The sequence below is a fragment of the Psychrosphaera sp. HA2-10 genome (assembly GCF_055693745.1).
In genome coordinates, this window is sequence record NZ_CM146341.1 from 293,829 (window position 1) to 319,099 (window position 25,271).

The window sequence follows — 25,271 nt, forward strand, 5'->3', positions numbered from 1 at the left end:
GTTTTAAATATTGCGCGCTCGTAGCTCAGCTGGATAGAGTACCTGGCTACGAACCAGGCGGTCGGAGGTTCGAATCCTCCCGAGCGCGCCATTTTAAATACCCTCAAAATTATTCAAAATAAACCCTGCAAAAACGGAATTTTCAATCTAGGTTTAACTAGTTTCTAAAGATTATTGCGCGCTCGTAGCTCAGCTGGATAGAGTACCTGGCTACGAACCAGGCGGTCGGAGGTTCGAATCCTCCCGAGCGCGCCATTCTTTCAAAACAAACAATCTACAAACTCAAAAAAATATCGTCATAAAAATCAGATCTGCCTCGGGTCGGATGAGAACCTCCGTTAGGTTCGATAATTTTGTATGGAACAAAATTAAACGCCTTTAGGCGGCCCGAAGGGCGAAGTACAGGATGTACGTAGTAATCCTCCCGAGCGCGCCATTCTTTCAAAACAAACAATCTAAAAACTCAAAAAAATATCGTCATAAAAATCAGATCCGCCTCGGGTCGGATGAGAACCTCCGTTAGGTTCGATAATTTTGTATGGAACAAAATTAAACGCCTTTAGGCGACCCGAAGGGCGAAGTACAGGATGTACGTAGTAATCCTCCCGAGCGCGCCATTCTTTCGAAACAAACAATCTAAAAACTCAAAAAAATATCGTCATAAAAATCAGATCCGCCTCGGGTTGGATGAGAACCTCCGTTAGGTTCGATAATTTTGTATGGAACAAAATTAAACGCCTTTAGGCGACCCGAAGGGCGAAGTACAGGATGTACGTAGTAATCCTCCCGAGCGCGCCATTCTTTCAAAACAAACAATCTACAAACTCAAATAAATATCGTCATAAAAATCAGATCCGGCTCGGGTCGGATGAGAACCTCCGTTTTCAAACTTGAATATTATCTTTTAGTTCTTTTATATCCTAAACTTACTCAGCAACAAAAACGCACCTCAAAACAATTTTATTCATTAATTTGTTTTGTTTTAACTGTCTTTGTTTACAAGATACGGTTGCAAAATTTTCGTAAAACTTTTGTTTTTAGAGTGTTTTATGTTAATTAAGAGTTAAAGCTCTAAAAGTATGAGAATAAAGCTCATGTATTTTAATTCCAATTTCATGGTTTTATATTCAAAAGCTTATGTTAAGTAAGGAAAAGTAATGTCTGTATCAGAGTTATTGTACGAAGCTGCGATTTTAATGTTAGTAGGCATGGTTGTCGTATTTGTGTTTTTAACCTTGCTAATTTTTGCAACAAAATTGTTATCAAAATTTGCGGCTGGTGATACATCAAACTTAAAAGCTCCAGATTCTGCACCGCGCACTAAATTAAATGCACCAGAGCCTGTTATCGCCGCAATAAGTGCCGCCATCCATCAATATAAACAAAATAAAAAGTAAAGGACTGTCAAATGAAAAAGCCCTTATTACTAACAGAATTAGTATTACGTGACGCCCATCAATCTCTTCTCGCTACGCGTCTTCGACTCGAAGATATGCTCCCGATTGCTGATAAGCTCGATAAAGTTGGATATTGGTCAATGGAATCTTGGGGAGGGGCAACATTTGATTCGTGTATTCGTTATTTAGGTGAAGATCCTTGGCACCGTATTCGAGAGCTAAAAAAAGCAATGCCGAACACAAAACAACAAATGTTGTTGAGAGGACAAAATTTACTGGGCTATCGTCACTATGCTGATGATGTTGTTCGCAAGTTTGTAGAGCGCGCCCACCATAATGGCGTTGATGTTTTTAGAATATTTGACGCTATGAATGATATCCGAAATTTAGAGACAGCTATTAAATCGGCGGTTGATGTCGGTGCACATGCGCAAGGCACGATTTCTTACACCGTATCGCCAGTTCATAATCTAAATACTTGGTTAGATATGGCGAAAAGACTTGAAGACATGGGTAGTCACTCGATATGTATTAAAGATATGGCGGGTCTACTAAGGCCATATGAATGTGAAGAGTTAATTACAGAATTAAAGGCAACAGTTGATCTACCGATAGCGATGCAATGTCATGCAACAACCGGCTTATCAACAGCGACTTATCAAAAAGCGATCGATGCAGGCATTGATATGCTCGATACCGCTGTTTCTTCAATGAGTATGACTTATGGTCACAGCGCTACTGAAACTATGGTTGCTATTGTTGAAGGAACCGATCGCGATACGGGTTTAGATTTAGAGTTGTTAGCAGAAATCGCTGCCTACTTCCGTGATGTCCGTAAGAAATATGCAAAGTTTGAAGGTAGCTTAAAGGGCGTTGACTCTCGTATATTGCTAGCGCAAGTGCCAGGCGGAATGTTAACTAATATGGAAAATCAGTTACGAGAGCAAGGCGCAGAAGATAAACTTGATGATGTATTAAAAGAAATTCCAATTGTTCGAAAAGATCTTGGTTACATACCTTTAGTTACACCAACGTCACAAATTGTAGGAACACAAGCGGTTCTTAATGTATTAACTGGCGAGCGATACAAATCAATTACTAAAGAAACTGCCGGTGTATTAAAAGGTGAATACGGCGCTACTGCAGCACCAGTGAATTCAGAGCTACAAGCCAAGGTTCTTGATGGTGCGGAAGCTATTACTTGTAGACCAGCAGATGTTCTAGACGACGAACTCGATAAGCTAACTGATGAATTAGCGACTAAAGCCAAAGAGAATGATATTGAATTAGCAACAGATGTTGTTGATGATGTACTGACTTATGCTCTGTTCCCACAAATTGGCTTAAAGTTTTTAGAGAATCGAAATAACCCAGATGCTTTTGAACCAGCGCCGACGGGACTTGAAACTAAATCATCAGAACCAGCAGATATCAAATCCAAAGGCAACGAGGTTGAAGCTTATTCAGTATCGGTAGATGGTAAAGCCTACGAGGTTGTTGTCGCACCGTCAGGCACTATAGCAAGCGTAGAGCCTGCGCCATCTTCTTCTAATCCAGCATCACCAGTTCAGGCGGTAAACCCCACGTCGTCTACACCTTTAGAAGCGCCATTAGCAGGTAATATATTTAAAGTATTAGTTAAGCCTGGCCACGTCGTTCAAGAGGGCGATGTAGTTATTATCTTAGAGGCAATGAAAATGGAAACAGAAGTTCGTGCGCAGCATGCTGGCGAGGTTGTATCTGTTGAATGTAAAGAAGGCGATGCAGTGTCAACTGGCGACGTATTGTTAAGCATAGGATAATTATATGGAAGGCTTACAAATTTTGTGGGCGTCAACGGCATTGGCTAATTTTGAAATTGGTCAAATTGTAATGATGCTGGTTGGTTGCTTACTGTTATTTTTGGCGATTAAAAAAGGTTTTGAGCCGCTATTGTTATTGCCGATTGGTTTTGGCGCGATATTAGCAAACATTCCACTTGCTGGTTTCACAGAGCCAGGTGGTGTGCTTTATTATATCTATTATGTGGGTATAGAAACTGGAGTATTCCCATTACTCATATTCATGGGCGTAGGTGCAATGACGGACTTTAGTGCGCTTATAGCTAATCCAAGAATGTTGCTTCTTGGTGCTGCCGCGCAGTTTGGGATATTTGCCACTTTATTTGGCGCCATTGCACTGAATTTAGTACCAGGGTTTGAATTCACGTTAAAGGACGCATCGGCAATAGCCATCATAGGCGGTGCAGATGGTCCAACGGCTATCTTTCTTGCCTCTAAACTTGCCCCGGATTTATTAGGAGCGATTGCTGTTGCGGCGTATTCATATATGGCTTTGGTTCCTATTATTCAACCGCCTATTATGAAAGCGCTAACTACACCGGAAGAACGACAAATAAAAATGGAGCAACTTCGAGTTGTCAGCAAAAAAGAGAAAATCCTTTTTCCGTTAGCCGTTCTTATGTTAACAATTCTATTTTTACCAGCAGCAACTCCGTTAGTCGGCATGTTCTGTTTAGGTAATTTGATGAAAGAGTCGGGAGTAGTAGATCGTTTAAGTAACACAGCACAAAACGAACTTATCAACATAGTAACCATCTTTTTAGGATTAGCGGTTGGCTCTAAACTTAGTGCAGAACAATTTCTAACGCTAGAAACGCTAGGTATATTAGGACTAGGCGCGGTAGCCTTTAGTATTGGTACTGGCACGGGAGTACTGATGGCCAAGCTGATGTCTAAGTTTAGCGACAAACCGATCAACCCACTTCTTGGTGCTGCCGGAGTTTCAGCAGTTCCAATGGCAGCGCGAGTTGTCAATAAAGTTGGTCTGGAAGCAAATCCGCATAACTTCTTGTTAATGCATGCGATGGGACCAAATGTTGCGGGTGTATTGGGCTCAGCAGTAGCTGCGGGTATTCTTTTAGCTCTTGTTGGCTAGGTGCCGGGATGAAATCGTAACATTATAAAAACAAAAGCCTATTTATTGAAAAATGAATGGGCTTTTTTTTTGCAAATAAACTATCACATCTTCATTGTTGGAATAGTGTTCGTTTGTTATACTTTTATCCCGTCCTATGTACATCCAATTTAATTTTTTAACACTCACTTTGCTGTAGTTCCTATTAGCGAAGGTTTTTGTATTGTGTTGGCACTGTATGTAACCACGAATAGCAATCTAACTTGTAAAGGTTTGTATGACGACTCGATATATTTTTGTCACCGGTGGTGTAGTTTCTTCACTAGGTAAAGGCATAGCGGCGGCTTCTTTAGCAGCAATTCTAGAGGCACGTGGATTAGACGTGACCATTCTTAAACTTGACCCATATATAAATGTTGATCCAGGCACTATGAGTCCTATTCAGCATGGTGAAGTATTTGTTACCGAAGATGGTGCAGAAACGGATCTAGATTTAGGTCATTATGAGCGATTTATTCGCACCAAAATGACAAAAAAGAACAACTTCACTCAAGGCCGCGTATACCAAGATGTATTGTCTCGCGAAAGACGAGGTGATTATTTAGGCGCTACAATACAGGTCATCCCTCACATCACAAATGATATAAAGCGTCGAGTAATCGAGGGTGCACAAGGCCATGATGTTGCTATTGTTGAGGTTGGTGGCACGGTAGGTGATATTGAATCACAACCGTTTCTAGAGGCCTTGCGTCAGTTAGGTACTGAGTTAGGCCGTGAAAATGCCATGTATATGCATTTGACCTTAGTTCCGTATTTAGGCGCAGCGGGTGAAATTAAAACAAAACCAACTCAGCATTCGGTTAAAGAGTTACGCTCAATAGGGATTCAGCCAGATATTCTAGTTTGTCGCTCTGATCGTTCTATTCCAGCTAATGAAAGAGCGAAAATCGCGCTATTTACAAACGTAGAAGAAAAAGCGGTTATTGGCCTTAAAGACGTTAGCTCAATTTATCAAATTCCAGCGTTATTAAAGTCACAAGGTCTTGATGAACTTATTTGCCGTCGTTTCCACATTGAACCACCTGAAGCTGATTTAAGTGAGTGGGAACAGGTTCTTTATGAAGAGTCGAACCCTATTGGCGAAGTTACAATTGGTATGGTTGGTAAATATGTTGAATTACCAGACGCCTATAAATCGGTAAACGAAGCGTTAAAACACGCAGGATTGAAAAACCGCTTAACTGTTAATATTCAATATGTTGATGCACAAGACTTAGAGATTAAGGGAACTGAAATTTTAGCGGACTTAGATGCTATATTGGTGCCTGGTGGTTTTGGTGAACGCGGTACAGACGGTAAAATTATTGCTGCACAGTATGCTCGAGAAAATAAAGTACCGTATCTTGGTATTTGCCTTGGTATGCAAGTCGCGTTGATTGAATTTGCTAGAAATGTGGCGGGATTAGAAAATGCCCATTCAACTGAATTTGATGCCAATACACCTCACCCGGTTGTTGGTTTAATTACTGAATGGCTTGACGAAGATGGCCAAATTGAAATGCGTAATGCAAACTCAGATCTTGGCGGAACAATGCGCTTAGGTGCGCAGCAATGCTACTTAAAACCTAATTCAAAGGCAAAAGAAGTTTATGGCAGTGAGTGGATTACAGAGCGCCATCGCCATCGTTATGAAGTAAACAACAACTACATAGATAAGCTAGAGAAAGCCGGTCTTGTCTTTGGTGGTTTATCAGCAGATAAAAAACTGGTTGAAATGATAGAGATACCGGGACATCCTTGGTTTGTTGCTGGTCAATTCCATCCGGAGTTCACCTCAACGCCGCGAGATGGCCATCCTCTATTTTCTGGTTTTGTCGGTGCAGCTGGCCAATATCATAAAAATAAATAAAATTAGTTTAAACGCAGCTTATGGCTGCGTTTTTATATTTAAAATAAGGAATTGAGAATGTCTCAAATTGTAAAAATAATTGGTCGTGAAATCATGGATTCACGAGGTAACCCTACAGTAGAAGCTGACGTTTACTTAGAGTCAGGTGCATTTGGTCGAGCGGTAGCGCCTTCTGGTGCATCTACCGGTTCTCGTGAAGCACTTGAATTACGAGACGGAGACAAAGCTCGTTACTTAGGCAAAGGCGTTTTAAAGGCTGTCGCAAATATTAACGATAAAATTGCACCAGCTTTACTTGGTAAAGACGCACAATTACAAGTTTTGATCGACCAAACAATGCTAGATTTAGATGGCACCGAAAATAAAACCGAACTTGGTGCAAATGCGATCTTAGCTGTGTCACTTGCAAATGCAAAAGCAGCTGCACTTGAAAATGGTATTGCTTTATTCCAACACATAGCAAATTTAAATGGTACTAAGGGTGAGTTTTCTATGCCTGTACCTATGATGAATATCTTGAATGGTGGCGAGCACGCTGACAATAATGTTGATATTCAAGAGTTCATGATTCAGCCGGTATCAGCGCCAAACTTTAAAGAAGCGCTACGTATGGGTGCAGAAATATTCCATAGCTTGAAAAAAGTATTAAGTGAAAAAGGCCTAAGTACTGCTGTTGGAGATGAAGGTGGTTTTGCTCCGAACTTAGCTTCAAATGAAGAAGCCTTATCTGTGATTGAAATTGCAGTTGAGCGTGCAGGTTACAAACTAAATGAAGATATTACTCTAGCACTAGATTGCGCGGCATCTGAATTCTACAGTGATGGTGTGTATAACCTTAAAGGCGAAGGTAAAGAGTTTGATTCAGCTGGTTTTGTTGATTACCTAGCAGACTTATCGACGCGTTACCCAATTGTTTCTATTGAAGACGGCTTAGACGAGTCAGACTGGGATGGCTGGAAGCTACTTACCGATAAAATTGGTAAAAAAGTTCAGCTTGTTGGTGATGACTTATTTGTTACTAATACAAAAATTCTTCGTCAAGGCATTGAAAAAGGTGTGGGTAACTCAATCCTTATCAAATTTAACCAAATTGGTTCGTTAACGGAAACGTTAGAAGCGATTCGTATGGCTAAAGAAGCGGGCTATACGGTTGTAATATCACACCGCAGTGGTGAAACAGAAGACTCAACAATTGCCGACTTAGCAGTTGGTACTGCTGCTGGCCAGATTAAAACGGGCTCTTTATGTCGCTCAGATCGCGTAGCTAAATATAATCAATTGTTACGTATTGAAGAGCAACTTGGTGAAGTAGCTTACCGAGGTCGAGCTGAAATTAAAGGTCAGGCTTAATTTCTGTACTTTTAATGAATTAATTGATTAAAAAGTGTATAAACAAAAGGAGCGAATAAACGCTCCTTTTTTATACAAAAAGTCGCAGTTACTAATTTTTGTTATTGATTAAATAAGTTAACGCCATGTCACAAAATGATTTACAAAACACACTCTGGCAACAACGAGGCAATCTGCAAATAAAGGCAGAGCTGTGTAATGTTTTGTACGAACGTGAATTGGCGCGATTAGCTAAAGACCCAGACATAACCTTGGTAAAATTAAAGAGAACAATGCTTTCGTTACCGTTTTATATAGGGCGAGCAGCAGAAAATATAGTTAATACTTACTCACCTCTTGATTTAGATAGTAGCAACGCAAGTTGGTTAAGTCGTCAGTCACCACAACCCTTTAGTGTGAAAGCTAATGCTGCAAAAACCTTTGAGTTTTACCAAAACTCCAGCCAAATAGCGCTAGTTGTTCCTATCTCTATTGATGTTTTCGGGATTGAATGTGTTGTATTAGATAGTATTGATGAAATCGATGCTAAAAATAATAGGGTACACTGCAATCAACACGGTTGGTTTAATTACGATGGTAGCGAGCTAGATCAAATAAGTGGTGAAAGGAAATTATTGTTAAAACCAGGTAAACCAGTTATGTCGGCGGCATGTTGCGGGCATCAGTGGAAAAATCTTCAAAAAAACAGTGCAAGAGCACTCAGTCTTCGTGAGCTGCTGTTAGCGACACGCGTTAATTGGCATAATTTTTCAAAATTAGTTGCAGCAAAGTAGTAAATTCTAAGATTCTCCTTTATCTATGAGTTGGAGATTTGCATAATATAACCATGTATTAATTTGGAAGGAGATCACGTGAAGCCGCTCAATATATTAATGGTAATTTGTTCAGTGCTATTGCTTGTTCGTTTAATAGCTGGACATAACGGTATGCAATTCTATGCCGACAATAGAGCTGAAGTGAATAGTTTAAAACGTGACAACGATGAATTAATAAAACGCAACGAACTATTGGCTGCTGACGTAAAAGATCTCAAGGTAGGTTTGGAAGGAATTGAAGAAAGGGCAAGAAATGAGCTTGGTATGATTCGCCAAAATGAAACCTTCTTCCGACTAGTACCAAATACTGAAGAGAAACGATGAACTTGAATGAACAAGTAGCCTTACCAAAACTAGCGGTAGTAATACCTGCGTCAGGTGTTGGTAGCCGAGTTGGCGCTTCTATCCCTAAACAATACATCCCGCTGCTTGGTCAACCCATTTTAGCGCACACAATTGAAAAATTCATAAACCTGCCTTTTGTATCTAAGATCATTGTTGTGATAGCAAATAATGATGAATGGTTTTCGTCTTTAGCCATTTCTAAGCATGAAAATATACATGTTGTCATTGGCGGTAAAGAGCGTGCTGATTCTGTACTCAACGGTTTAAAGGCCGCAACAGAACTTGGTTTTGACTGGGTCATGGTACATGACGCCGCTCGCCCATGTGTTCTCACACAAGACATTGAAGTTCTTTACAAGAGTGCGCTTTTAACCCAGCAAGCCACAATACTTGGTAGTAAAGTACGAGATACGATGAAACGGACACTCAGCGCTAGTAATATCATAAAGTCGACAGTTAGCCGCGATGACTTATGGCATGCTTTTACGCCACAGTGCTGTAAGACAGACGACTTAATGCAGGCGTTATCTGCTCAAATTGGTGTGGATGGTTTAGTCAGCAAGTTAGTTACAGATGAGGCGTCAGCGCTGGAGTTAGCTGGATTTAATGTTGATATCATTGAATCTAGTGCCCGAAATATAAAAGTAACCCATCAAGATGATATCGAATTGGCATCATTTTATTTGAGAAGTGAGAAAAATGAATATTAGAATTGGTATGGGCTATGACGTCCATAAGTTTGGTGGCGTTGGGCCATTGTCATTAGCGGGTGTAAAGATCCCTTTTGAGCAGGGTTTTATTGCGCACTCTGATGGCGATGTAGCCATACATGCGTTATGCGACGCTATGCTAGGTGCCTTAGCGATGGGTGATATTGGTCAGCACTTCCCAGATAACGCCGATGAGTTTGAAAATATCGATAGCAGAATTTTATTACGTCATGTTAATAAACTAATTGCTGAAAAAGGTTATGTAGTAAGTAACTGTGATTTAACTATTATCGCTCAAGCGCCAAAAATGGCGCCGCATATCTTAACAATGAGAGAAACATTAGCGACCGACCTAGAAATAGATCCTAGTTATGTCTCTGTGAAAGCAACAACAACAGAGAAGTTAGGTTTTGAAGGCCGTAAAGAAGGGATATCCGTGCAAGCAGTCGTTTTATTACAAGGCAAATAAATGAGCGAATCGAACTTTTTTCAAGACTGGGATTTATCTCATTGGCAGTATTTACATGGTAAACCGCTAGGTGAAGCCGATTTTAAGTTATACCCAGAAGACTTTGTTGTTACAGAAAGCTTACCGTTTGAGCTAACAGGTGATGGCGAAAACTTGTACATGTTGATTGAGAAGCGTGAATTAAATACCCAACAAGTATGTCAACATTTAGCAAAAGTATTGGGCAAACGTTTACGAGACGTAGGTTATGCGGGTCTTAAAGATAAGCAGTCAGTAAGTCAACAATGGTTTTCGGTCCAGTCAAATGTCACACAAGAACTAGATCTTAGCGGTGTAGATACTGACCAAATTAAAATTGTTAAGACCAAACGTCACCAAAAAAAGTTAAAAGTAGGTGCGTTAAAAGGAAATCACTTTTCAATTAGGTTACGTAACGTCTCAAATATTGAAGAACTCTCCAGCAGACTAAAAACGGTAGCTGAACTAGGGGTTCCAAATTATTTTGGCTTGCAACGTTTTGGCTTTAAAGGGAACAACTTAAATTGGGCAAATCGCTGGGCAGATGGCGAGTCTATTCGAGATAAAAAAATCAAAGGCTTTGCGTTATCAGCGGCAAGATCATACGTATTTAATGAAGTAGTTAGTGCCCGTATCGAAAAAGGAATCTTTTCGACTCCAATTGACGGAGATGTATTTGTTTTAGCAGGAAGTAACTCTTACTTTACCGCAGAATTAGATGACTCGATAGACACTCGTTTGGCTGAGAAAGACATAATGCTGTCAGCACCGATGATAGGTAAAGGGCAGTCTATTTCTATTGCATCAGCGGCAGAGTTTGAAGAACCTATTGTTGCCAAGCATAAAAGTTGGTTATCGTTATTGGCTGAGCAAGGTTTAGAGCAACAAAGAAGAGTAATACATCTAACTCCACAAAATCTGATTTGTCAGGCTCAGGACGACGACTTGGTAGTAAAGTTTGAACTCCCCAGTGGAGCATTTGCAACATCGGTTTTAAGAGAGTGTGTAAACTTTAGGGAGCAACAATTTGAAAATACTAATAAGTAATGACGATGGGGTATTTGCACCAGGCTTAGAGGCTTTGTATGATGCGCTGAGCACAATTGCTGAGGTTACTGTTGTTGCACCAGATAGAAACTTGAGCGGCGCGAGTAGTGCGCTAACACTAACAAATCCATTACGATTGCAGCAACATAAAAACGGATTTTATAGTGTTAACGGCACACCGACCGACTGTGTGCATTTAGCAATTAATCAATTAATGCCAGAGCCACCAGATATTGTTGTGGCAGGAATAAACCATGGCGCCAATTTAGGTGATGATACATTTTACTCTGGAACTGTGTCCGCGGCTGCAGAAGGGCGTCATCTAGGCCTTCCGGCCATTGCGATGTCATTAGCGAGTAGGTCTGAAACTAATTTATCTTGTGCAGCACAAGTGGCGAAAAAGGTTGTAGAGCATTTAATAGCGCATCCAATTAAGTCAGACCAAATATTAAACGTAAACGTTCCCGATGTATCATTTGAGGCACTAAACGGTTTTTCAGTAACAAGACTAGGAAAACGTCACAAAGCGGAAATGATGACGAAACAAAAAGATCCTTGGGGACGCGAGATATATTGGTATGGTACCTTAGGAAAAGAACTCGATGCCGGTGAAGGTACAGACTTCTTTGCAGTAAACAACAATGAAGTATCAATTACACCGTTAAAAATTGATATGACCGCATATTCAAGTTTGGAAACGGTGTCCTCTTGGGTTGATAAAATTAAGTAGTGATATGAATCAATTTACTCGTAGCGGAGCTGCGCTTGCTAATCAGGTCAAAGGACTGGGCATTACAAACCCCGTTGTATTAGATGCACTAGCATCAACTCCACGACACCTTTTTGTAGAACAAGTGTTAGCTCATAAAGCTTATGAAAATACAGCTTTACCAATAGGGCAAGGACAAACAATTTCTCAGCCGTACATAGTTGGTAAAATGACTCAGATATTGGTTGAGCATGGAGTGACATCTAACGTACTGGAAATCGGCACAGGCTCAGGTTACCAAGCTGCTATTTTAGGACGCGTATTTAAAAATGTATTTTCTGTTGAGCGTATACGTCAACTTCAACTTGTTGCGAAACGTCGCCTTCAAAAGTTGGATATTTACAACGTGCAAATGAAACATGGTGATGGCTGGCTAGGTTGGGAGTCTAAAGCTCCCTTTGACGCTATTATTGTTACCGCGGCGCCAAGTGCTATACCTGTAGCGCTAAAAGAACAACTTAAAGATGGCGGCATTTTAGTGTTACCTTTAGGGACAGAAAATCAAACATTAGTGACAGTGACAAGGCAAGGAGATGAATATTTAGAAGTTCATCATGAGGCTGTTAAATTCGTACCTTTAGTGTCGGGAGATACAGCATAATGAAGTTGTTTACAAAGCTATACGATGCTTGTATCCGATGGGCTAAACATAAATACGCCACTTATTACCTAGCACTACTTACCTTTTCTGAGTCTATATTTTTTCCTATTCCACCAGACGTTATGTTAGCGCCTATGGTAATTAGTCAGCGCGATAAAGCATGGACATTAGCTCTAATTACCACAATAAGCTCTGTTATTGGTGGGATTGTCGGTTATATGCTTGGAGCATACTTATACGAGCCTGTTGTTTTACCTTTCATTGAAATGATGAGTTATCAGGATAAGTTCGCAACAATTGTGGGTTATTTTGATAAATATGGTGTGTGGATCGTTTTCCTTGCCGGATTTACCCCAATTCCGTATAAGTTATTTACTGTTAGTGCAGGTATGCTGTCTATGACGTTTTGGCCGTTTGTTTTAGCATCAGGAATTGGACGAGGAATGCGCTTTTTCTTAGTGGCCGGTATCTTATATTTTGGTGGCGAAAAAATGGAACAAAAGATCCGTCAGTATGTCGATGTATTAGGTTGGCTGGTTATTGGACTTATTGTGTTTTATGTAGGATATAAGCAATTTTAAATATGAAGTTACTTTTTACTATTTTGTTATGTTTTATATTATTCGGGTGTGCATCTCGAAAATATCCAGCTCCTATTGTTCAAATTGATCAGGCTGGATCTTCATATACAGAACGTAACAAAGCCTCATTAACGCAAAGTGTTTATGAGGTGCAAAAAGGTGAAACCTTGTACTCCATATCATGGCGTGCCGGTATCGACTTTCGTTTACTCGCGCAAATAAACGATATTTCTGAGCCATACGATATTTTTCCTGGACAGCAATTGGCGTTAACGAGAAACACCGTCGTTGATAATAAGAATCGATCGCAAAAACAGCCTGTTACCATAATAAATACAACACAAAAAAATAATAAAAAAACTATTGCAAAAGAAAATACAGAGGAGTACGGTAAAAAACAGACGAATCAAAAAGTAAAAAAACAAGTTCAAAAAGAACTAATTAAAAAGAGTGAAAATGATTCGTTTCCTCACAAGGTACGCAAATGGCAATATCCTAGTGATGGTAAAATTATCGATACCTATTCCACCAGGGAAAACGGTAACAGAGGCATCGATTTCGGAGGAAGACCCGGCGACCCTATTATTGCTGCAGCAGACGGCAAAGTAGTTTACGCAGGTAGTGCGCTAAGAGGGTTTGGCAATTTAATTATCGTCAAACACAACAATGATTATTTGAGTGCTTATGCTCACAATCGTGCTTTGTTGGTTAAAGAGCAAGATTGGGTAAAGGCGGGTCAAGTTATTGCGGAAATGGGCAGCTCTGGAACCGATAAAGTCAAACTTCATTTTGAAATTCGATTTCGTGGCCGTACTGTTAATCCTCTTAAATACCTACCTAAAAAGCGATAAGCATAGATTGTTAACCTGAAAAACGTTGTTAATACAACGTCGATAGGAGTCACACTATGGGTCAAGAACTGATATCTGAAGCTGAAGAAAATGCAAAAGAAAATGTTGAGCTTATTGAAGCGCAATTAGACGATTCAGATGATACCGTTGAAGAGGATGAGGTAGTTCTAAAAGCGGAACAACCAAAAAATCTTGACGCTACGCAAATATACTTAAGCGAAATAGGGTTTTCTCCTCTGCTTACCGCGGAAGAAGAAGTGTTCTTTGCTCGTAAATCTCTCAAAGGTTGTGATGCTTCACGCAAACGAATGATTGAAAGCAATCTGCGATTAGTAGTAAAAATAGCACGTCGATATAACAACAGAGGCCTTGCTCTGCTAGATTTAATAGAAGAGGGCAACCTTGGCTTAATCCGAGCTGTTGAAAAATTTGACCCAGAACGTGGTTTCCGGTTTTCGACATACGCAACGTGGTGGATCAGACAAACCATTGAACGTGCAATAATGAATCAAACTCGCACCATTCGCCTACCAATTCATGTTGTAAAAGAACTAAACGTGTACTTGCGCACGGCCAGAGAATTAGCACAGCAACTAGACCACGAGCCAACCGCAGAAGAAATTGCAGAAAAATTAGATCGTCCTGTGGAAGATGTATCGAAAATGCTTCGGTTAAACGAGCGTATTAGTTCAGTAGATACTCCTATTGGCGGAGATTCAGATAAAGTTTTACTTGATGTTATTGCTGACGATCGTATGAAAGGACCAGAGCTTAAGACCACCAACGATGATATTAATGACAACATAGTAAATTGGTTAGAGCAGTTAAACCCTAAACAGCGAGAAGTTTTAGCAAGACGTTTCGGTTTATTAGGTTATGAGCCATCTACGCTTGAAAATGTAGGAACAGAAATCGGACTAACAAGAGAGCGAGTTAGACAAATACAAGTAGAAGCTTTACGTAGACTAAAAGACATGGCGCTACATGAAGGTTTGAATATGGAGTCGTTGTTTCAGGTTGAAGAACACTAAGCCGTGACATAACAACGTTAAGATTTAAAATTTTTATGTTGTATAGACAAAAAGCCAGTAAATTACTGGCTTTTTTTGTACCATTAATTGGTAGTAATTTACTTACAAATCTGCATAAAATAGAGCTCGTTATGTAACTTCAAACATTGTAACCATAAAGACAGGCCATATTGAAAATACTAAACAAAATCATAGCCTTATTAATTGTGTTTTGGACCGCTTTTGCTAGTGAGAACGTTGCGGCATCTGTAAATGAAGAGCAAGTTTTAACGTCGGAACCACGCAACATTATAACATTGAGAACCCCGCCAGCGAACGCCCAAGGTTACTACTTATCTGAAGTGTTAACTATCATTTATAACAAGCTCGGGTACGAGGTATCGTTTATAAATACCCCGGGAGTCAGAGAATTACAACTAGCGGCAGCTTCAAATTTATCGGGTGTATTAGCAAGAGATAGAGTAATTGAATCTTCATTTCCTGATCTGGTTAGAGTCGATGTTTCTCTGTTTGAATACCAGGTTATTTTAGTCGGAGATAGAAGGGAGTGTGGTTATTGCTTACCGGAAAATATTACTTCTGTAGGTTACCCAAGAGGGTTAGTGGTTTTTGACAGCATCATAGAGCGATTTTTTAATAAGCCTAATGTCATTGCGTTGACTAATACCCATGATGTAGAAGAAGTGGTATTAAAAAAACGTCTGCCTGCTTTTTTGACCGTAAATATAGATTACTCTGCGAACTTGGATACAAGCCCACATATTGTTAAGCATGTTTTGGATGTTCGTCCCGATTACCATTATTTATCGCCCCAAAATGCTTTTTTAAAACCATTGGTTGAAAAGGAGCTTCGAATTTTAAAAGAGAGTGGCCAGTTAACTAAATTAAAAAATCAGTTTGGCATTCATGACTTTGAACAACAAGTTGCTAATCAACCGAAAGACTTAACGGTAAAGGCTGTTAGCGGCCATTGGGAAGCTTATACCGAGACAGATGGAACCGGTGTTTATTGGGGGATTTTAGAGGAAGGCTTGCCTAAGTCCATTAAGTTGCAGAAAGAGGCTAGCTCATGGGTTCGTGCAACGCGACAATTTAAGTCAAATAAAGCGGACATATTAGTAGGGACATATAAGGACATGCCAGAGGGTTACTTGACCTCGAAGTATCATATTGATTACGAAACATCGGTTGTTGCTTTAACCCAAGATTTGGAAACACTTAACCGGCTAAAAAAGAAAGACTTAGAACTAAATATTTGCGCAGCAGAAACCTATGAATTAGCAAAAAAACAACTCTCCGACAAAGCGTTAATTTACAGGGCGGACTTTTTCCTATGTGAACAATTATTTTTACAAAAGCGTGTTGATGTGATTATAGAATACCCTTACAACGTCACTTCATTTTTTGATCAATACCCCTCGATGGAATTTTATGAGTCGCTACCATTATTTATAATGTTTCAAAATAACGATAAAGGTCGATGGTTAAAGATGATGTATGATGATGGTATTGAGCAGGCGAGTAGAAAGAATATGTTATCCAAGCATTTCATATCCCTTGAAGACTATAAAAATGCTCGGATAAAACCTAATTAATTTAGCTAACCATATTCTTTAATTGATTAAGTAAATCCCATGCCTGTCTTGGCGAAAGTTCATCAAGGTCAGTACTAGCAATAATGTCCGCGGCTTGTAATTTAGACATTTCTAACAACGACATTGCAGGTAATGCTGAGTTATTGGCAGTTGCATTGCTTAGGCTATCGCTACGGCTTTTAGGCAGCTCGCCGAGGGACTCTAATTGGACTAGTTTTTGTTTCGCAAAACTCAACACTTCTTGTGGTAAGCCCGCTAGTTTTGCTACCTGAATACCGAAACTCTTACTTGCTGCACCGTCTTGTACGGCGTGCATAAAAATAATGTCATCCTGATGCTCTTGAGCATTAAGATGAACATTAACTACACCGTCTAGTGTATGGGCAAATTCGGTTAGTTCAAAATAATGAGTCGCAAAAAGCGTCAGAGAACGAAGTTTTGTTGCAAGATACTCAGCACTTGCCCAAGCTAAGCTTAAGCCATCATATGTACTTGTTCCTCTTCCTATCTCATCCATTAAAACTAATGAGTTTGGAGTGGCATTGTGCATAATGTTTGCTGTTTCTGTCATTTCAACCATGAATGTAGAGCGACCAGATGCCAAATCATCGGATGCACCGATTCGAGTAAATATCTTATCAATCTCACCAATCTCAGCCTGCTTTGCTGGTACAAATGAGCCAATATTTGCCATTAACGTAATTAACGCAATCTGACGCATATACGTCGACTTACCACCCATGTTTGGCCCTGTTATGATTGCTAAACGACGCTCATCGCACAAATCAACAGGGTTTGAGATAAATGGTTCTGACATGACTTGTTCAACAACAGGATGACGACCTTCAGTAATATTTATAACTCGGCCATGAACTAAGGTTGGTTTATTGTAATTTAGTGACTCCGCACGTTCCGCAAAGTTACACAACACATCTAACTGCGCGATTGCTTCGGCGGTATGTTGTAGTGGTTGAATCACTTCAATTAAAGAAGTGAGAAGTTCATCATACAATTTCTTCTCAAGAGCTAGCGAACGGCTTTGGCTCGTTAACACTTTTTCTTCATGTTCTTTTAACTCAGGAACAATATAGCGTTCATTATTTTTTAGCGTTTGACGCCTAATATAATGGTCAGGTACCTGCGCCGAGTTTGCTTTGCTGACGTCGATGTAAAAACCGTGTACTCGGTTATAACCGACTTTTAACGTTGCTATACCAGTTTGTTCGCGCTCTCTAGCTTCAAGCTCTTCAACAAATCGAGTAGCGCCTGCACTTAGCTCTCTTAGCTCATCAAGCTCTGGGTTAAACCCTTCACGTATGACTCCACCGTCTCGGATTAAAACAGGCGGGTTTTCAATAATTGCATCATTTAATAACTTCGCAATAGTTGGTAAATCTTCTACTTGATGGATTAATGCAGTAATGCGACTGGCGTTTACAGACTTTATACAAGATTTCAGTAAGGGAATTACTGCTAATGAATTTCTTAAACGCGCTAAATCTCGAGGTCTTGCAGACCTTAAGGCAAGCCGAGCGACAATTCGTTCAATATCACCAATTTGTTTTAAATAGCTTTGTGCTTCTTCAAAAAAACCATCTTGCATCAAAGCATCTACTGCATCTAAACGCGCGGAGACCTCAAGTTGCTCGCGACTTGGCATATGGATCCAACGTTTTAATAACCGGGATCCCATGGGCGTTGATGTTTTATCAATTACACTGGCTAACGTGTTGTCGTTACCACCAGATAAATTATGAGTTAACTCTAAGTTTTTACGAGTAGCCGAATCGATCAAAATAGTAGTGTGTAATGACTCGATAGTAATGTTACGAATGTGAGGCAATGCAGTACGCTGGGTATCTTTTACATATTGCATTAAGCAACCTGCAGCTGATAAACCGGCTGAATAATTTACAACTCCAAAGCCAGTTAGCTCTTTAGTATTAAACTGTTGGTTCAAAACACGATGGGCACTTTGCAGATCAAACTCCCAATCAGGTCTTCGGCGAGCGCCTTTATCTCGATCTATAACAGAAGTATGTGAAAACGATTCTGGGTAGAGCAGTTCGGCTGGCGATATTCTGGTTAACGTTGCTTGTAAGTCAGTAAGTTGTTCAAACTCATTGAGCAAGAATCGGCCACTATTTATGTCTAAATATGCAAGTCCAAACAGCACTCCTGTTTTGCTACTTTTCTCGAATACAGCTGCAATTAAATTGTCTTGTCGGTCAGGTAACAAGTTTTCATCAGTTACCGTTCCAGGTGTAACTATCCTAACTACTTTACGATCAACCGGGCCTTTACTCGTCGCCGGATCACCCACTTGTTCACATATTGCAACTGACTGCCCCATTTGCACCAGTCTTGAAAGATAGTTATCTACCGCATGATAAGGTACACCAGCCATAGGGATGGGTTGACCATGTGCTGTGCCTCGCTTTGTAAGTGATATATCTAAGAGTTCAGAGGCGCGCTTAGCATCATCAAAGAACAACTCATAAAAGTCGCCCATTCGATAAAATAAAAGCACATTCTGATGGTCTTTTTTCAGTTTTAAAAATTGCTGCATCATTGGCGTTTGAGCAGAAATGCTTGCATCGCTGTATAAATCTATCATTACAAAGTATGGACTGACGGTTGACTGTTAATATCGTATATTGTCACAGATCAGTTAACGAGTGTCTTGTAAAAATTGACTTTAGCGCTTTGAGGAATAAAAAAATGAACAGCTTTACCAACGCTCGACGTTTGCTAGCAGAGCATTTATTAAAAAACGGCTGGACCATAACTACGGCTGAGTCATGCACTGCTGGTGGAATATCGGCAGCAATTACAGATTTAGCAGGTAGCTCGGATTATTTTAATGAGGCTTATGTCACTTATAGCAATGAGGCCAAACAGCGTTTATTAGGCGTAAGTAAAAATACCTTAGATACTTTTGGGGCTGTATCTGAAGAAACAGTTGTAGAGATGGCAACTGGTGCCGTAAAAGCAGCAGATGCAAATATAGCAATATCGGTAAGTGGTATAGCTGGACCTGGTGGCGGTACAGAATCTAAACCAGTTGGAACAGTTTGGTTTGCATTTGCTGTGACTGCTACTAAAAATAATACAGATATTACTGTGCACACTACCAAACAACTGTTCGATGGCGATCGACATGCAATTAGAAATAAAGCTGTTGAATTTTCTATAAATCAATTGGTTACGATTTTATTTTAAAAATAATCTAAAAAAAATTCTATACAGTATTGATACTGTTTAATTATACAGTATACTCATTCCATAAATTTTGGTGGAAGCCCAAACAAAGTCATTCCGGAGAGTTAAATGGACGCAAATAAAGAAAAGGCACTTGGTGCAGCGTTGCAACAAATTGAACGCCAATTTGGTAAAGGTTCAATTATGAAGCTAGGCGACAGCAAGGCGCTAGATATAGAGTCAGTGAGCACAGGCTCGCTAGGTTTAGATATTGCATTAGGCATAGGCGGATTGCCGTGTGGTCGTATCATCGAAATTTACGGCCCTGAATCTTCGGGTAAAACAACTCTAACGTTACAGGTCATTGCACAAGCTCAGAAACAAGGTAAAACTTGTGCTTTCGTTGATGCTGAGCACGCACTTGACCCAATATATGCAGCCGCATTAGGTGTTAACGTAGATGAGCTATTAGTTTCTCAGCCAGATACAGGTGAGCAAGCCTTAGAAATTACCGATATGTTAGTTCGTTCAGGTGCAGTAGACGTTCTTATTGTCGACTCTGTAGCCGCGTTAACGCCAAAAGCTGAAATCGAAGGTGACATGGGTGACTCGCACATGGGTCTACAAGCTCGTTTAATGTCTCAAGCTCTTCGTAAACTAACAGGTAATATTAAGCGTTCAAACACACTGTGTATTTTCATTAACCAAATTCGTATGAAAATTGGTGTTATGTTTGGTAATCCAGAAACCACTACTGGTGGTAATGCGTTAAAATTCTACGCATCAGTTCGATTAGATATTCGTCGTATTGGTTCGGTTAAAGAAGGCGACGAAATTATTGGTAACGAAACTCGGGTTAAAGTTGTTAAAAACAAGGTTGCACCTCCGTTTAAACAAGCTGAATTTATTATCATGTATGGCAAAGGTATCTCTAAAGAAGGTGAACTTATTGATCTTGGCGTTAAAAATAACGTGGTTGATAAAGCAGGTGCTTGGTATGCATACAACGGCAGCAAAATTGGCCAAGGTAAAGCAAACTGTATTAAGTTCTTAAAAGAAAATACCGATATTGCGGAAGAAATTGAAACAAAATTAAGAGATATGTTGTTGTTACAAGCAACAATAAAAGATGAAGAACCAGAAGATAAAGACGCGACCTTAGAAGGTTAGTTCTTAGTTTTTCATTTAGTAAGATTGACCCTGTTAAAGTCGCCTCAGTTCAAGGCGGCTTTTTTTATGGAAATAAAAATTAGTATTAATTAACCACTATTTACGACTAACGGCACATAACAATGTGACACTGACTAAAAACGATACTGCGCGGTTAACGCAAAAGACTTCTGTGTGTGTTTAGGTGTCCAGTTCAGCCAAAGTGTTCTGTTTGTATTATTACTAGTTGTAATGGTTAGCTCTGTTCCTAGCTGCCAATTATCGTTGTATTCATAACGATAACTTAACGTTACGCTTTTGCCGGCGCTACTATTTGGATCAAACTCGTTCTTATCTGTGTCTATCACTCTAAAAGCGTCATGACGAATCGAATATCTATGTTGTGCGAGTTTATAATTTAGCATGACGTACCACGCTTCAAAGTCATTAAAAACGCCGTTTTCAACATCGCCCATTTTGGTTTTACCAGTCATTATTTGCGCAAGAAGTCTAAACTCACGATTAAACTTATGTAGCAAAGCCAACGAGAAAAATTGTGTATCCCAACCATATTGCATATCTGACTCAATAGATAATGGGTCTGCATTGTTATCGTAATAATAAGCACGGAGATCAGTTTTTCTTTGGTACTGAACGTGAAGACCAGCGTAATAACCTATTCTATGATCAGTTTCGTCATTAATGTCGACGTAGGTTGGGTTGGGTGCCTCAATAGGTTGAAATTGAAAGTAATTGGCAAAGCGAACTTTCTCCCCGATAAGTGATTGACGGCTATGTATGGCCCAGCCACGCCAAGCTAATAGCGATGCTATGCCGTCATTTTGAACGTAGGCAGATACCACACCGGTAAATGTAAAATTACTGTTGTGTGCTCGACCAGGTCGCTTTACTTGCCACTCTATACCTAAAGGTCTTACTTCTTCTGCAACCCAGCTATTGATCGACGAAAAATTAAAGGTATAAGGACTAGTCCAGCCAATGTCTGAATTCTCTAACGAAAATTGTGGATAAAAGTAACCAAGCTTCCACTCGTGTTTAATCTTATGTGTTAGTGGCTTATATTTTATATACGCTTCATTAACACCAAGATGTGTGTCGCCATCGGGCGTATATTGAGCAACAGTAAAAAACGATAAATTGTTAGTTAATTCATAGTCAATTTCAAGCAAAGCATGATTTAGGACCGCGGTAATTTCATCGTCGTATCTGTGTACACCAACACCATTTTCTAACCAAGCGTTTAGCCAAGGTTCAGGCGTTTCGTTGTGTATTAGGCTCGCGTCTATAACACCCTTTGTTGTCAAATCTGCGTTAGCAACGTTACTAATGAGAAGACTGATTAAAAGTGTAGTTTTAAGAGTCATTAGTTGGGTAACTTTAATCATCTTTAACTTTACCGTAATCAAGTTCATTATTGGCGACATAATTTACTTGAAAGTCGGTTTTATCGAGAGGGGCGTAAATTCCTTTATTTTCATCTAACCAAGTTTCTAAAGTTAAAGAATCAACGGGTTTACTAATAAAATAGCCCTGTGCTGTTTCTATATTTAGTTGCTTTAATTTCATTAAGCTACCTAAATCTTCAACACCCTCGGCAACTATTGTCATTCCTAGGTTATGTGCCAAACTTGTTATAGATTTTACAATGATAAAGTCATCTTTGTTGCTAGCTAGGTCTAATACAAAGGACTTGTCTATCTTAAGCTCGTCCACCGGCGCACGTTTGAGTTGCTCCATTGATGAGTAACCTGTTCCAAAGTCATCAATCGATAATTTAATGGACATACTTTTTAGCATGTTTAAAGCTTTCATCGCTTTGTCAGCATCAGCCATAATTGCGCTTTCAGTAACTTCTAAAATGAGCGACGTAGGTGCTACCTTATACTTTGCCAACAATACGCCAACAAAAGGAGGTAACTCTAAGTCAGACAAATCTACAGCCGATATGTTGACGGCCATTTTGATATCATATCCAAGCTGCTTTAAACGAACATGTTCAACTAGTGCTTGTTCAATAGCCCAGTGTGTTAGATGACGAATGTTACCTGTTTGCTCCGCCAAAGGAATAAAGTCATCCGGAAAAATGAAACCATGCTGGGGGTGACGCCAACGAACGAGTGATTCAACACTAACAACTTTACCAGATGCTATATCTATTTTCGGTTGGTAATTTAAAGTGAGTTGTCCTTCTTCTATGGCATTTTTAAGCTCAGTCATTAAGCTTAAACGAACAACAGAATATTTATTATTCGACGCGATATAACGAGCAATACTGTGGTGTTGTTCCTTCGATTCATACAAAGCGATGTCTGCATATTGCATTAACTGTTCTGCTAGTCTTGTATCATCGGGGTACAAAGATATACCTATGCTGATTGATACATCTAGTGCTATTTCATTAACTAGGAATGGTTGCTCAAATAAGTTTTCAATTTGACCTGCGGCAAGCATCGCTTCCTGTTCATTGTTCACATTGATATAAGCCGCAAATTCATCACCATCAAGGTAGGCAATGAATGTGTTTCGCTGTGCATTATCCTCGAGTCGGTGAGCAATCGCTTTGATGACGTCATCGCCAAATTCGTGACCTAATGTATCATTTATGTCTTTAAATCGATCCACGTCCATCCACAAAACGGCAAAGCGTTGATCTTCATGTTGTGCAATTTGTTTTTTAACCTGCGACATAAAGTAGGTTCTATTTGGGAGACCTGTTAACGAACTGAAGTAAGCAAGTTGGTGATTTTCTTTTTCCCTTTTTTGAATCGCACTTTGCATGCCTCCTAATGCTAACGATAATGTTTCTACTTCGTAGAGTGTTTTATCATGTTGAATATCAGGGTACTTACCTTTTCTAATTTCGTTGGCGACATCAGCCAGAATACGAAGAGGTTTAGCAATACTTTTAGAAAATGAAAACGTCAAAAATGAAATAAGGATCATAATGACGGCAATAGCCGCCGACAGTTGAAGTATTAAGTTGTCGTAATTTAAATGTGCCTCTGACTCTAGCAATGTAAAAAAAACGTTTATTGGTTGCTGGTTGATACGAGACAAGAAGGCTTGATAACTTATATATTTTTGGTTATCTAGAACTATAAATTGTTGAAGCTTACGTTTTTGCTCTTCCGCTATAGAAGGAACACTTAAAAACCCTTGGTCTAGCTGTTCTGCGGTGAGCCCTTCAATACTACTAGCCATGACTTTTTTGTTAAATCGTATACTGACTTCAAAGTTAGTTATTTTTCTAATATCAGCAGAAAAAAGACGAGATACATTTATGCCAGTAACAATATATGCGTTCGGCTTAGGTATTCTTTCAACTTCTTTAATTCCTTTAATCGAAATTAAATATAACTGTTGATTAACTAAACCAAATCGCAATTTTCCGCTTTTTGATCCAATCACTATCTCTTCATTTAATGGCAGGGTACTAACAACCGGAGTTTTATCTTGATCTAATACGGTAATAAAATCGGCACCTAGCCGTGTTTGGTAATTTGTTAATGCAAGCTTAAGCGAGTTAGGGTCTTTTTTACCGCCTAATATTAGACTTTTTATATTAAAGTTTTTACTTGCTGTCTCAAGTCCGCCATCTAAATTTAACGCCTCGGCTTCTAATCGATATAGAAGTACTGAGTATGAGCTATCAAATTGATTATCAATTTGTTTAGTAGAGTGGCCGTATGTTTGTTTTAGCGTTACCGCAAGTACAGCGCTAACGGTAACAATAAGTGCAAATAGAAAAAGAAAAAAATTGCGATTTTGTAAAGAACGAAAATTAATACGCGTCAAATTCGTCACCTTCTTCAAAACTATCAGTAGCTCTTAACATCGAGTGCTTTAATTGAATAGTGATATTTTTATTGGCTGAGATGGATACTTTATCAACTCTTTGTAGATCACTTTTTTGCAAAAGAGGATTATAGATACGAACTTCATAATCACCATCTGGCAATTCAAGTTGTAAAAAACCAGACTCGTTTGTTTTAGAAAAGTACGGAGTATCGACAACATATACATAGCCTAGCATCCAGTCGTGGATATTACAGCCGAGCGTGACTGTGCCCGCTTGTTCAAATGGCAAAGGCTCAGGTTTTTGGTCTTTATATAGTTTTAACTCAAATGTCTTAGCTTCAGAGAACGAATAAACATGATGTTTAACATTATCTGAATTAGGAAAACTAATGTTCGCACCTTTTTGCGCCATAAGGATATGAGGTGAAAACTGTGTATCAATTTGATTCATTACCTGAGGTTTAGGCGCCGTTGTTTGCTCTTGGTTTTTGCCTACTAGCGTTAAAGAAACTCCAACATTTGGTACCGATTGATGGTTGTTAGACAATACTAAAATATCAACCTTATTAGCAAAAGTATTACTGCTAAAAGCTGTCGCTAATAAAGCTATAAAAAAGGTTGAAGCAAGCGTTACACGTTTACGGGGAAGAGAGTTGAACGACATGATGACCTCATCAAAAAAGCAATAATTTCAGTGT

The 25,271-nt window shown here is 39.5% G+C and carries 22 protein-coding genes and 2 tRNA genes; 20 read left to right on the forward strand and 4 right to left on the reverse strand.

Features of this window, described 5'->3' with window-relative positions; translation table 11 throughout:
* Nucleotides 1-14: 14 nt before the first annotated feature.
* The 18 genes from ACZ1GV_RS01495 (at nt 15) to ACZ1GV_RS01580 (ending at nt 16,404) form a co-directional block, all read left to right on the forward strand.
* A tRNA-Arg gene (locus ACZ1GV_RS01495) sits at nt 15-91 on the forward strand.
* Between the two features lie 87 nt (nt 92-178).
* Nucleotides 179-255: transfer RNA gene (locus ACZ1GV_RS01500), tRNA-Arg, on the forward strand.
* Nucleotides 256-1,157: 902 nt separating this feature from the next.
* Complete coding sequence (locus tag ACZ1GV_RS01505) at nt 1,158-1,397, forward strand: OadG family protein (protein WP_472674936.1); 240 nt, start codon at nt 1,158-1,160, stop codon at nt 1,395-1,397.
* An 11-nt stretch (nt 1,398-1,408) separates the two neighbouring features.
* A complete protein-coding gene (gene oadA / locus ACZ1GV_RS01510; RefSeq protein WP_472674937.1) occupies nt 1,409-3,199 on the forward strand; it encodes a sodium-extruding oxaloacetate decarboxylase subunit alpha in 1,791 nt (596 codons plus the stop codon).
* Nucleotides 3,200-3,203: 4 nt separating this feature from the next.
* On the forward strand, nt 3,204-4,334 hold the full coding sequence (locus tag ACZ1GV_RS01515) for a sodium ion-translocating decarboxylase subunit beta (protein ID WP_472674938.1): 1,131 nt from the start codon (nt 3,204-3,206) through the stop codon (nt 4,332-4,334).
* Between the two features lie 256 nt (nt 4,335-4,590).
* A complete protein-coding gene (locus ACZ1GV_RS01520; RefSeq protein ID WP_472674939.1) occupies nt 4,591-6,222 on the forward strand; it encodes a CTP synthase in 1,632 nt (543 codons plus the stop codon).
* A 57-nt stretch (nt 6,223-6,279) separates the two neighbouring features.
* The gene (eno, locus tag ACZ1GV_RS01525) at nt 6,280-7,572 is read left to right on the forward strand and encodes a phosphopyruvate hydratase (RefSeq protein WP_472674940.1); all 1,293 of its coding nucleotides are present in this window, start codon (nt 6,280-6,282) and stop codon (nt 7,570-7,572) included.
* 125 nt (nt 7,573-7,697) lie between these two features.
* Nucleotides 7,698-8,345: a hypothetical protein gene (locus ACZ1GV_RS01530; RefSeq protein ID WP_472674941.1), complete on the forward strand. Its 648-nt coding sequence runs from the start codon at nt 7,698-7,700 to the stop codon at nt 8,343-8,345.
* 78 nt (nt 8,346-8,423) lie between these two features.
* Nucleotides 8,424-8,711, forward strand: a complete 288-nt coding sequence (locus tag ACZ1GV_RS01535) for a septum formation initiator family protein (RefSeq protein ID WP_244731714.1) — start codon at nt 8,424-8,426, stop codon at nt 8,709-8,711.
* Complete coding sequence (gene ispD, locus ACZ1GV_RS01540) at nt 8,708-9,442, forward strand: 2-C-methyl-D-erythritol 4-phosphate cytidylyltransferase (RefSeq protein ID WP_472674942.1); 735 nt, start codon at nt 8,708-8,710, stop codon at nt 9,440-9,442. The genes ACZ1GV_RS01535 and ispD overlap by 4 nt, the downstream gene beginning before the upstream one ends.
* Nucleotides 9,432-9,911: a 2-C-methyl-D-erythritol 2,4-cyclodiphosphate synthase gene (ispF, locus tag ACZ1GV_RS01545; RefSeq protein WP_472674943.1), complete on the forward strand. Its 480-nt coding sequence runs from the start codon at nt 9,432-9,434 to the stop codon at nt 9,909-9,911. The genes ispD and ispF overlap by 11 nt, the downstream gene beginning before the upstream one ends.
* Entirely contained in the window at nt 9,912-10,976 is a 1,065-nt protein-coding gene (gene truD, locus ACZ1GV_RS01550) for a tRNA pseudouridine(13) synthase TruD (RefSeq protein WP_472674944.1), read from the forward strand.
* Nucleotides 10,957-11,706 carry a 5'/3'-nucleotidase SurE gene (gene surE / locus ACZ1GV_RS01555; protein ID WP_472674945.1) on the forward strand — a complete coding sequence of 250 codons (750 nt, stop codon included), beginning with the start codon at nt 10,957-10,959 and terminating at the stop codon, nt 11,704-11,706. The genes truD and surE overlap by 20 nt, the downstream gene beginning before the upstream one ends.
* Nucleotides 11,707-11,710: 4 nt before the next feature.
* Nucleotides 11,711-12,346, forward strand: a complete 636-nt coding sequence (locus ACZ1GV_RS01560; RefSeq protein ID WP_472674946.1) for a protein-L-isoaspartate(D-aspartate) O-methyltransferase — start codon at nt 11,711-11,713, stop codon at nt 12,344-12,346.
* Nucleotides 12,346-12,927, forward strand: coding sequence for a YqaA family protein (locus tag ACZ1GV_RS01565; RefSeq protein ID WP_472674947.1), 582 nt, complete (start codon nt 12,346-12,348; stop codon nt 12,925-12,927). The genes ACZ1GV_RS01560 and ACZ1GV_RS01565 overlap by 1 nt, the downstream gene beginning before the upstream one ends.
* 2 nt (nt 12,928-12,929) lie before the next feature.
* On the forward strand, nt 12,930-13,778 hold the full coding sequence (locus tag ACZ1GV_RS01570) for a peptidoglycan DD-metalloendopeptidase family protein (protein ID WP_472674948.1): 849 nt from the start codon (nt 12,930-12,932) through the stop codon (nt 13,776-13,778).
* Between the two features lie 56 nt (nt 13,779-13,834).
* Entirely contained in the window at nt 13,835-14,809 is a 975-nt protein-coding gene (gene rpoS, locus ACZ1GV_RS01575; RefSeq protein WP_472674949.1) for an RNA polymerase sigma factor RpoS, read from the forward strand.
* Nucleotides 14,810-14,979: 170 nt separating this feature from the next.
* Nucleotides 14,980-16,404, forward strand: coding sequence for a hypothetical protein (locus tag ACZ1GV_RS01580; RefSeq protein ID WP_472674950.1), 1,425 nt, complete (start codon nt 14,980-14,982; stop codon nt 16,402-16,404).
* A gap of 1 nt (nt 16,405) precedes the next feature.
* Here ACZ1GV_RS01580 and mutS read toward each other — a convergent pair whose 3' ends face one another.
* Complete coding sequence (mutS, locus tag ACZ1GV_RS01585) at nt 16,406-19,021, reverse strand: DNA mismatch repair protein MutS (protein ID WP_472674951.1); 2,616 nt, start codon at nt 19,019-19,021, stop codon at nt 16,406-16,408.
* A 104-nt stretch (nt 19,022-19,125) separates the two neighbouring features.
* Here mutS and ACZ1GV_RS01590 point away from each other — a divergent pair, with 104 nt between their 5' ends.
* Nucleotides 19,126-19,626 (forward strand): CinA family protein, encoded by a 501-nt coding sequence (locus tag ACZ1GV_RS01590; protein WP_472674952.1) that lies wholly within the window; start codon nt 19,126-19,128, stop codon nt 19,624-19,626.
* Nucleotides 19,627-19,734: 108 nt separating this feature from the next.
* On the forward strand, nt 19,735-20,775 hold the full coding sequence (gene recA, locus ACZ1GV_RS01595; protein ID WP_210560300.1) for a recombinase RecA: 1,041 nt from the start codon (nt 19,735-19,737) through the stop codon (nt 20,773-20,775).
* A 134-nt stretch (nt 20,776-20,909) separates the two neighbouring features.
* On the opposite strand, the gene ACZ1GV_RS01600 is transcribed toward recA, so the two are convergent.
* Genes ACZ1GV_RS01600 through ACZ1GV_RS01610 form a run of 3 tightly spaced genes read right to left on the reverse strand, consistent with a single transcriptional unit; the run spans nt 20,910 to nt 25,237 of the window.
* Nucleotides 20,910-22,139, reverse strand: coding sequence for a hypothetical protein (locus tag ACZ1GV_RS01600; protein WP_472674953.1), 1,230 nt, complete (start codon nt 22,137-22,139; stop codon nt 20,910-20,912).
* 13 nt (nt 22,140-22,152) lie between these two features.
* Nucleotides 22,153-24,570: a putative bifunctional diguanylate cyclase/phosphodiesterase gene (locus ACZ1GV_RS01605; RefSeq protein WP_472674954.1), complete on the reverse strand. Its 2,418-nt coding sequence runs from the start codon at nt 24,568-24,570 to the stop codon at nt 22,153-22,155.
* Nucleotides 24,557-25,237 (reverse strand): methylamine utilization protein, encoded by a 681-nt coding sequence (locus ACZ1GV_RS01610; protein ID WP_472674955.1) that lies wholly within the window; start codon nt 25,235-25,237, stop codon nt 24,557-24,559. The genes ACZ1GV_RS01605 and ACZ1GV_RS01610 overlap by 14 nt, the downstream gene beginning before the upstream one ends.
* Nucleotides 25,238-25,271 lie beyond the last annotated feature (34 nt).